The following is a 9,942-nucleotide window of genomic DNA, read 5'->3' as shown; positions in this document are numbered from 1 at the left end:
TAACGCCCTCAATTGTGACATAGTCCACGTCGTTGAACAGGAAAATACCATTTCCGGTACCGGTTCCCTTGAGCGACAGATTTCTAACGACATAGCCTTCATCATGATCAGCATCGCCGCCATCCTGAAAATTGAATACTCCGTTGGCGTTGCCATTTATAATAACTGGCAGTTTGGCATTTATAGGTGTTACATCTGGCGGTATGTAGTCGGCTATTGTACATGGCGCATCCGAAGCACAATGTTGATTGAATAATCTGGGAAAGGATGAAGTGAATGTCCCGCCCCGACAAAACAAAATACTATCCCCGGCGTTCAAGGTGCCGAATCTTGACATGGCAAAATCAAACGTCGCCCATGGCTCATATGGCGACAGACCTCTATTACTGTCTGCCCCATTGTTACAGACATAAAAATTCTGTGCCCAGGACGGATTGGAAAACAGGCAAAGTAACAACAAGCTTATCTTAAAAACAAATGTATTTTTTTTCATTATCCTAGAGCAACTCAATTTAATTTTAATATTTCCAAAAACGAATATTTTCAATATTCACATACACTGAGTGCGTCATAGAAGCATCAGTGGCTATCAAACAATCCCGTAAGAGAAAACTAAAATTTTTCCATAAATTTACTCAACTACATCAAAACTGCCAGAAACATCACTAACTATGAAAATTCAACTATTGAATACCAACATAGTAAATTTAAAACTTATATCTATTACTGTTTTAAAGAAACCTTACTAATAATAACTATTTTATGGAAACTGTAACTTGCTCTTAATAACTAGTACTCAGTCATTATTGATATGTCGGATAAATATACTTGGCGTAAATCCGCTCATCCTTCGACAAAGCCTTTAGTCCTGAGCGTAGCCGAAGGGGCAGGATGAACGGATTTGCTTTTACCTGTCAACTCAGGGTTGACTGAATACTAATGATAGACGCCTATAGCTTGTCTTTCACCGCTTCACAGGTTTATAGAATGTCAAATTTATTCGTCTGTGAATGATCACTAAAAGTGCCTTGAATAAAAATGCCAAAATAAAAAGCATTTAAAAAAATTCAGCCCCACAATACATTGAGCAGTAAATAAATTTACTGCTCAATACTAGTTAATAATACCCCTGATGATCTGGCATGGTTTCCGATTTATTTAATACCGTTCCCAACAATTGAGTGCCAGATAGCATCCGTAATGCTTTCGTGACTTCTTCGGGTGTATTACCGCCCTCTTCAACCACAAGTAATGCCGCATCGAAATAGTCCATGCTGACCAAAACATCATCAGTGACCAGGACGGGCGGCAAATCAAATATTATAATTCGTGATTCGTAGTGGTTTTTTATATCGTTGATCAGACTCTTCATTCTGGGGCCGGACAACATTTCCGAAGATCCTGTCACCTGGCCTTTGCCTGGCAGCAGTACTAAACGCTCAAATCCAGGATTAACCAGGATATCGGATAAGGGTATATCGTTTTCTAAGTTCTTAATACCACTCAACCAGTAGCCTTCTGGATTGACCAGAATATCGGATAAGGGTATATCGGACGTGAGGTAATCGCTCAGGCCCTGCTCGACTTGCAGATCGAAATACCAGTGAATTTTTGGAAATCGTAAATCGAGATCGACAAGCAAGACTGTCTGATTGACTTCCATAGACATTGCGATAGCTAGATTAGCGGCAATCATCGATTTTCCTGCACCTTGCGTCGGAGCAGTTATGGCAAAACTGTTCCAGTTGTTTTCCCGCAATTGTTTGAGGACTTTTGTGCGCAGCATCCGAAACACTTCCGCTACCGGATCATGTTTCAGCATGGAGACTACTCTGCGCTCTTTCAACACTTCCTGATTGGCAGCATGTACTTTGGTTTTAGCATAGACAATGGCTTGCTCATCGGGAAACTTTTTTGTTTTCTGAGTGGCGACCTTGGCCTCGGGTTGTTTAGATTTTCTATATTTATCTAAAGCTTGCTGTATGTGTTCCAACTTTATTGCCCCATGTTCACTGTTTGCTCGTTTATTCTGGAATTCTACATCCATGCTCATATTATGCTTGAGAATATAGATGTAATTACATAAGTGTAGCTTCTTTTATCGCTATAAAAAGCCTTAGATAATAGGCTTAAGCACTGATACCCTGAACTTGTGCTGCTTTTATCTTGCTTGTTTCTTTGAGCGCTTACCGCAGCTTTTGAATCTTTCCTTGCCAAAGACGATACAGGTGTTCGAGTGTATGCGGATTCACTTACACTACCTAACTAGTGCAGATATTCCATGCTGTCTCGGTCGAGTAAATTCGACCTTACATTTAGTGGTCCAATTTGAATAATCATGGTGTCAGCGGCACTTATTAAGCCGATATAAATTCAACTAAACGTATAATATCAGTTAAAACAGTATTGCTCCTTATCTTCCCTAAATATTCTACGCCGGATAATTATTGTAATTTTTTATTGTTAAAAGCTTTTTAAACGTTTTTTATTTAAATAACTGATTATAAATTCCAACCATATAATCAGTTATCAAATCACCATAATAATTTACCGATGTTACGCATGGGCTTTATTTTATTCTGGCTGCGCGCTGACGACAGGTTGTGAGACCGATCTCACAGCAGAACTCGTCGCATGAATAGTGATGCGTACGCGTAGGTGCGAATTTACTTGTGCCCCTTGCGGGTATTCGCACTATTTATTAATGCCCATAGCTCGTGGAAGCGTTTCGGGTCGAATTAATTCGACCCTACAGTTGAATTCAAACAACCTTTCGCGCTGGCGATACTTTTTAAATCCGTCTCAATTCAACTGATGCGTAACGCCAGTGATTATATAAGCCCCAAGCGGTTCCAGGTTTTGTACCATAAAATATCAAGCGGCATATAAAGCATGTGTACTGATACTATCATGCCTAGCAGCAATACGCCTGCTATTATGCTGAAATTGATAATGTTTCTTCTGGTTCGATCGATGTCTTCCTGACTTTTAATATAGGGCACCACGACTAGTGGTTCCGCACCGACAATATGCGCCAAGGAACGGTGGCCTCTGATGCTATCGTCCATCATTTCTCTCAAAAGACCCGCTCCAAAACCGCCCCCTATCGAAGCTATAAAACCTATGAATAATAGTTTCAACCGATTAGGTTTAATAGGTTTGTTAGGCAGAAGCGGCGGCTCTATCAAGCTGAATTTTTCAGCCTTTTGCTCTTCTTCCAGCGTCTGCGCCAATTTGGCCTCAAGCTGTTTTGCCTTGAGTTCATTGTATTTAGCCTTGTTGTTATCCAGATCTCTCATCAATTCATAATAACCGCGCTCAACCTGATGAGTTTGTGATATGTTGACTTCCAACGCTTTTAATTTTTCCTGCAATTCGGCCCGGTGTATTCTGATGTTTGCCAGCTCAACCTCGGCGACATCAATTTCACTCTTAATTTGCAAAAGCGTTGGATCACTAATAGTTTGATTCGCCGGCTTTTTTGCAGCGGATGGACTCTGCGCGCCTGTCAACTCGGCAACTTTGCGCTGAGCAACCTTGACATCAGGATGATTATCGGAATATTGCTGACGTAATTTCGCCAGTTCCTGTTTCGCTTCCTGCAATTTGCTATCTGCCTCTGACTGCTCAGGGTTTTGTCCTGATTCAAGTATCTCGACTTGCCGTTTAACCCGCATGACATCCGGATGAGTGGCCGAATACTTGCTTAGTAGGCGTGCCTGTTCCAGTTTTAATTCAGCGAGTGATCTCGGTGCGCTTCCATCGGAGGTTGATGCAAGCGAATTTTGACCGGCTACAGCCATTTGCGATCTTAAGCTGATTTTCCGTTCATCAAGCATCTTTTCCCGCAAGTCCAATTGCTGAATTTCACTTTCGATACGGCTGACCGCTGATAAATTGACAGGTAATAGCTCGGGCAAGCTATCTCTGTATTTTTCTTTATATTCAGCCAGTTCATTCTCAATTTTCTGAATATCAATTTTAAACTTCTGCGCCTCTGCTTCCAGAAACACGGTTGTTTCTTCAGCCCGCTCAGTCCGGTTGCGGACGTTTTCATTTAAAAACAGGGTAACCAGTTCATTGGTTACTTTTTGTGCCAGCAATGGATCTTTATCATCAAACAACAATTTGAATGCGAGTGTCGCCTTGCTGTGCCTCCCTTGGCTGATTACGTCGGCATTCACAAGTTCCAGATGAGCGTTCATCCGAAATTGTTCAGCCAGTTCTGCTGGCGTCAATTTTTCCTTTTGCTCGTGATACAGGTTAAATTTGTCAATTATTTTTGTCAGATTATCGGTCGTCATGACCCGCTGCTGAATCAGGCTGATACGCTCATCCGCATAACTGGTGACTGTTGATTTAACCAGATCGGTTGGAATTTGCTGCTGTTCAATCAGAATGGTGGCCTGAGATTGATAAACCGGAGGTAAAATCAACGCGACCGCAATGCTGGCAACCAATAATAAAAGCGCAGAGGCGGCAATCAGGTACTTTCGTCTACGCGCTATTTGCAGGTAATCTTTCAGGGTTTTAACGTTTTCTTCCATTACAGTCTCTATCTTGAAATACTTAAACCGGGCCAGTTGTAATTAATGGTCAACATGAATATATTTGAGTCCGCTGTTCTGTCCGGGTTTTTTCTGTCCTGGTTTCTGTAGGCGTAAGATGCCGATAATAACCAATCCTGGGTCAATTCCCAGTTAATATTAGGCGAAACCCATATATTTGTTCGGCTCTGCCCAAATCCGCCATTAATACCACTGACTGAATCCGTCTCGCGATAACTGGTTGTCAACCCGCTGGAAAACCTTTCGGTTATTTGATATAAAAAATCAAGGCTGATCAGGGTTTGCTCGGTTAATTGCCCTTGGCCTGAAGGAACCAACGATCGGCTTAAGCCGAAATCTGACGACAGACTTTCTCCTTTGTAGTGCACACCGATATCTGTCAGGAAACCTGCCGATGTATCCTGATTTGTCGCCGTCAATAGCCCGGGAATGATTACTGTATCTATGTTTGTGTCCGTGATTCGTCCGCCGATGGTGCCGTTGAATTGCCATTCTTCCGATAATTGATAGGACGATGTCAGGTTTATCCCATAGCTGTTGCTTTCCGAGTTTATTTGCCCTGTCGAGTTGTAATTCGAATAAAATGCGGAAATGGACTGCGAAAATAATTCACTCCACTGCCGTTGCCAGCCCACATTAATCGACTTAACTTCGTTGTCATTAAAATTATTAATGACAGTGTCGTTATCACCAGAACCGGGGTTGGAATAGGTTGATTTTGAGTAGGTCGCTGAACTGATCAGGCTGTCCAGCTCCGTGAATCTGTAAGAATAAGTCGGCGTGACTGTCAGGTTGTTGCGTCTTGCATTGGTTGCAAAATTACCAGTGTCCTGCTCTGCAAAATTCTGGCTGGGCACGACAGAATAACTCGCACTTAACCCCGTAAGGCTGCGTTCGGTCCTGTACTCGGTGCTTAAGCCATAGTCCTGTGGATTCTGATCGAGTTCTTCTATGTCAGTATAATGCTGGACACCATAACTGGCTCTACCTTGCACATCCCACGCTTCTGTCTTACGGGCAAAATTCAGCGTAGGCGTTAAATAATAAACGAGGGACCCTTCCGGATTTTCGGGTAACATCCGGACATTGTCGTTATAAGATAACGACTGATTAACAATGCCATCAACGATCCATTCTGCGGCATCAAGACTGGAACAGAAAACGCTCGCGCCAACAATCAGCGCAATCCTTTTGCGATAACCGCGACATTTTCTTCCCTCTTGTTGAGATATGGTTTTCATGTGCTCAATATACTCTTAAACAGAGCGCGGTCACGGCACTACAATTACATCGCCACTCCGCAACAAGTGGTTGTTTTCCAATTTGTCGCCATCTTCTACTTCGCCGTATTTAAATGCGATCGATTCGGATTTGTCGCCATTACGGCGTAGAATGACAATATCGTTAGCCTTCGCAAACGCTGTCAGGCCGCCAGCAAGACTCAACATCTGCATAACATCCATCGGCTGATACATAACGAACTGGCCCGGTTTTTTCACTTGGCCGATGACATAGATGGAATTACCTTCAGCTGACTTGACCGAGATATTGACTACTGGATCGGCAATAAACTCTGCGAGCCTTTCTTTCAAAATAGCCTGTATCTGGCTTATCGATTTGCCGGCGACTGAAATACTTCCCGCTAGCGGAAAACTTATGCTGCCATCGGGTAAAACCCGCACTTCCTTTTGCAAGGCTTCTTCATTCCAGACCGAGATATCAAGGATGTCACCGGAATTAACCGTATATTGGTTAGAGTCCGCATGCACAGTCTGAAAAAAAATGGAAACTGCCAACAACAAAAAAATTCTCATAAAAAATAACATAATTTTTTACTACTATTCTGTGAAATTAAAAAAAGGGGCACTGAGCCCCTTTCAGTATAATGGAAAAATTAATTTCCTTATGCAACAGATTGTGCTGAATTAGCTTTTGCGACGTGAAAACCCGACTAAACCCATGATTGCAGAACCGAACAACCAAATAGCAGCTGGCACAGGCACCGCAGAAACGGCATCAAGTTTTAATTCGGAAGACAATCCAGAGTCGCCAACATTAGCTATGCCGAATATTACAGGACCGAAATAAGTCTCTGCAACTGTGTATGAAAATTTATTCCATCCGCTGTTGCCATAATCACCAACTGTGGCGACATCAGATAATTTAAAATATTGATCGCCTACGAAAAATGCGAAATCATTGTATGGCAAATAATCATTTGCTACAAATTTCCACATAAATTCAATAGTTTCTCCACCAAAGAAATCTGTGGATTGTATTAAGGAGCTATTGCCTGTAATTGAGCCATAATACTGACCTTCAGGATGATCAGAATCATTTTTGACAGATCCCGTTCCTACTAAAGTCCAATCAGAAAAATCTCCCGTTTCGAATCCAATATTCAATAATGCTGCATTTGCATTTGAAATTGAAAACAGGAACAACAGACCTGCTAAAGATATTTTTTTCATAAATAACCTCTGAAACAACAAATTATAAATTAAGTATCATAATTTGCAGCCCGACTATCTTGGCAAACCCACCTAACCAAGACTCGTGGTTTTCCGCCCCTGCTTCACAACAGGTTTAGCCTTTATCATCCATGAACCGTGCCAACCGGGCGGTTGGTCACGAAATTAACAACTACCGTTCCAATTCGTTGATAGCATCCAGCGGTCAATTGCAACGCGCCAGAAGATAAACATAATAAAAACAGTTATCTATATAACCTTGAACAAAAAATTACTATGTATTTTAAAAAAGGTTTTTGACGTTACATAACGATAAAACATTATATCGTCCGGTACGGCAAATAAGACAATTAAGTTATGTTTATGAGCCCTATTCTATAAAAAACTTCTTATTTGTCTATATAATTTTTCACATTTCTTCTATGTAATTTTTTACATCTTTCAAATAACATTCTATACCATAGAGCTAATAAGCTTTCGCTCCCAAAAAACCTTTAAAGACAGTCAGTATTACAATTTTAATATCCAGCCACAAAGACCAGTTTCTTATATAGGCCAGATCATATTGTATTCTTTTTTCCATTTTGTCTAAGGTATCCGTTTCTCCCCGATAACCGTTTATCTGCGCGTATCCGGTTATCCCCGGTTTTACTATATGCCTGAGCATGTAGCCTTTTATTTGTCCGCGATACCATTCATTATGCGCTACCGCATGGGGCCTGGGACCAACGATTGACATTTTCCCCTGTAAAACATTAATAAATTGGGGCAATTCATCCAGTGATGTACGTCTTAAGAAAGCGCCCAGTCTTGTTACTCTGGGATCATTCTTTCGAGCTTGTTTAATATTGTTGTCGTCTTCGCTGACAGTCATCGTTCTGAATTTCCAAACGACTATTTCCTCGCCTCCAATGCCGTATCGACGCTGTTTGAATATCACCGCTCCAGGCGAGCTTATTCTGACACTAGCGCTAATAATTAGTAACGGAATTGCAATTAATATTAGAATAATCAGACTGACCACTATATCAAAGGCTCTTTTTATAACGCCATCAACCCCGTAAAAAGGGGTATCACGAATACTTATGACAGGTATACCTTTTATATGATGCAAACTGGATCTTAACAGATCGAACACAAATAAATCAGGGACATAATAAACTGAAACAGTCGAATCCGATAATTGCTCTATCAATTCTTTAATTTTTAGCTCTGTCCGCAAGGGAAGTGTAATATAAACAATATCAATAGCTCCGCCTTTGGCATCTTTAATTAATTGTTGAAAATTACCTTTCAATTTATTTTCGGCTAAGGCGCCTCCATCAATTTCTATTTCCTGCTCATCATCATAAAAGCCGACAAAATGCAGCCCCATCGATTCTTCTTCGGCAAATATATTTTTTAACTCAACACCTAACCGGTTTGCTCCGACAATCGCTGCTCGGCGGGTATTTCTTCCCTTTTTTCTGATTATGCCGGCAATACTGCTGACGATAATGTGCCAGGAGACTATCTCCACAGGCACCGCCCCAATCCACATCCAAAAATAATATCTGTAAACAGGATCCACCAAGGGGTAAGCCTGATCAATCCCCATTATTACAACCAATACCCAGAACCATGAAAAAAGAATACGCTTTATTTCAATGTGGATAGATAGCCCTCGGCTTTGCCGATACAACTCATTGAATTCTGCAAAGATACCGAAAACTACGATCGAAATCAGAAGCCACCAAGTTTGCTTGCGGTCCCACTCAGTAGCGTTGAGATCAAGAATGGCCCATAAAGTCAATCCAATAACAATAACGTCCAGCAATCGCGCCAATGCTATTAACTTATTGCTATGAGGGCGGATAATTCCGAATTTATGAGTGCTGTTCACTTTAAAGTTATTGAATTTTAAGAGGTAATAAAAAAACGGACACCAGATATCCTAATGATTCTAAGGCATTTCAAATATCGCTACAAGATAACTCTTGGAAATCTGTACCTATTTAATAAGTTAACCTACAGGTTTAATTTCATTTTTTATGTCGTATCGAGCCAATCGACTTTTTTGAATTTAAAATTATGTTTTTTAATAGAAAGTTGATGAGTATCAAAAAATATTCTGCTACTTGGTTAATTAATAGCTTTCATTTTTAGGTGTATCAATTAGTTCATAAAATGATGGGCCATTATATGTACAAATGCTGATTCAATGCTCGCCCGTCATACCTTTGGGAATTATCGATGAGCCGAGTGCTCTATAAGAAGGCGAAAGATGTTATTACTGCAGGAAGTCACATTTTTCTGAATGTTTGCTTTGGATATATGGCAGCATGGAGCACTCTGTCGTCCGGATCAGGCAAACAAATAGAATCATGCGACTACTATTGCCGGCAATGCCTCCAGTCGCCTTTTGTTTTCCCGGCCAGAGGCTACAGACATCATTCCATTTATGCGCTTATGGATACAAATGGCACTACGCGATAGCGGATGCTTTGCATTTTTGCCTTGCGAATAACGAAAAACGCCTGGCCCTATCGCTTCCGGGGACTATTAGTCATGGATGATTAGAAACGTTAGTAAGGTATTGGAGGTGACAAATGAACAAAGGCAACGCTGTACCTGCAAAATCCGCCGCCGTTGTGGTTGTCGATTTTCAGAACTACAAACTTCGGAGCATCGCTCACGAATATGTCAGACTCTTAGCCGAATACGGCGTAGAAGCCGCCTCGTTATGGAGCATGGATAAGTTGGCGAATAATATAGAAAAAAAACAATTTAACCAGTTTGTCCAGCAGGAAATGCGCAAGTACGGTTTTGTAGCTCGTGAGCACTAGTACTCAGTCAGTATTGATATGTCTGGTAAATAGGCTTGGCGTAAATCCGCTCATCCTTCGACAAGCTCAGGACGAACG

At 41.3% G+C, this 9,942-nt stretch carries 7 protein-coding genes, 1 pseudogene and 1 riboswitch; of the genes and pseudogenes, 1 reads left to right on the top strand and 7 read right to left on the bottom strand.

Going from position 1 to position 9,942, the window contains the following annotated elements; genetic code table 11:
- The 7 genes and pseudogenes from IT781_RS06980 to IT781_RS06950 form a co-directional block, all read right to left on the bottom strand.
- A pseudogene (locus IT781_RS06980) lies at window positions 1-493 on the bottom strand (right-handed parallel beta-helix repeat-containing protein); the annotation flags it as partial.
- A 624-nt stretch (window positions 494-1,117) separates the two neighbouring features.
- Window positions 1,118-2,047, bottom strand: coding sequence for a CpsD/CapB family tyrosine-protein kinase (locus IT781_RS06975; RefSeq protein WP_194969419.1), 930 nt, complete (start codon window positions 2,045-2,047; stop codon window positions 1,118-1,120).
- Window positions 2,048-2,831: 784 nt separating this feature from the next.
- The gene (locus IT781_RS06970; RefSeq protein WP_194969418.1) at window positions 2,832-4,547 is read right to left on the bottom strand and encodes a Wzz/FepE/Etk N-terminal domain-containing protein; all 1,716 of its coding nucleotides are present in this window, start codon (window positions 4,545-4,547) and stop codon (window positions 2,832-2,834) included.
- Between the two features lie 8 nt (window positions 4,548-4,555).
- On the bottom strand, window positions 4,556-5,809 hold the full coding sequence (locus IT781_RS06965; RefSeq protein ID WP_194969417.1) for a hypothetical protein: 1,254 nt from the start codon (window positions 5,807-5,809) through the stop codon (window positions 4,556-4,558).
- 30 nt (window positions 5,810-5,839) lie between these two features.
- The gene (locus IT781_RS06960) at window positions 5,840-6,382 is read right to left on the bottom strand and encodes a polysaccharide biosynthesis/export family protein (RefSeq protein ID WP_228778979.1); all 543 of its coding nucleotides are present in this window, start codon (window positions 6,380-6,382) and stop codon (window positions 5,840-5,842) included.
- 111 nt (window positions 6,383-6,493) lie between these two features.
- Window positions 6,494-7,039, bottom strand: a complete 546-nt coding sequence (locus IT781_RS06955; protein ID WP_194969415.1) for a VPLPA-CTERM sorting domain-containing protein — start codon at window positions 7,037-7,039, stop codon at window positions 6,494-6,496.
- 41 nt (window positions 7,040-7,080) lie between these two features.
- Window positions 7,081-7,169, bottom strand: a riboswitch (cyclic di-GMP riboswitch).
- Between the two features lie 336 nt (window positions 7,170-7,505).
- Entirely contained in the window at window positions 7,506-8,921 is a 1,416-nt protein-coding gene (locus IT781_RS06950) for an undecaprenyl-phosphate glucose phosphotransferase (RefSeq protein ID WP_370526954.1), read from the bottom strand.
- A gap of 706 nt (window positions 8,922-9,627) precedes the next feature.
- Between IT781_RS06950 and IT781_RS06945 the strand changes: the two genes are divergently transcribed.
- Window positions 9,628-9,864 (top strand): hypothetical protein, encoded by a 237-nt coding sequence (locus IT781_RS06945; protein ID WP_194969414.1) that lies wholly within the window; start codon window positions 9,628-9,630, stop codon window positions 9,862-9,864.
- Window positions 9,865-9,942 lie beyond the last annotated feature (78 nt).

Source organism: Methylobacter sp. BlB1 (assembly GCF_015476545.1).
Classification (GTDB): domain Bacteria; phylum Pseudomonadota; class Gammaproteobacteria; order Methylococcales; family Methylomonadaceae; genus Methylobacter.
This window is presented reverse-complemented; position numbering and strand designations above follow the sequence as displayed.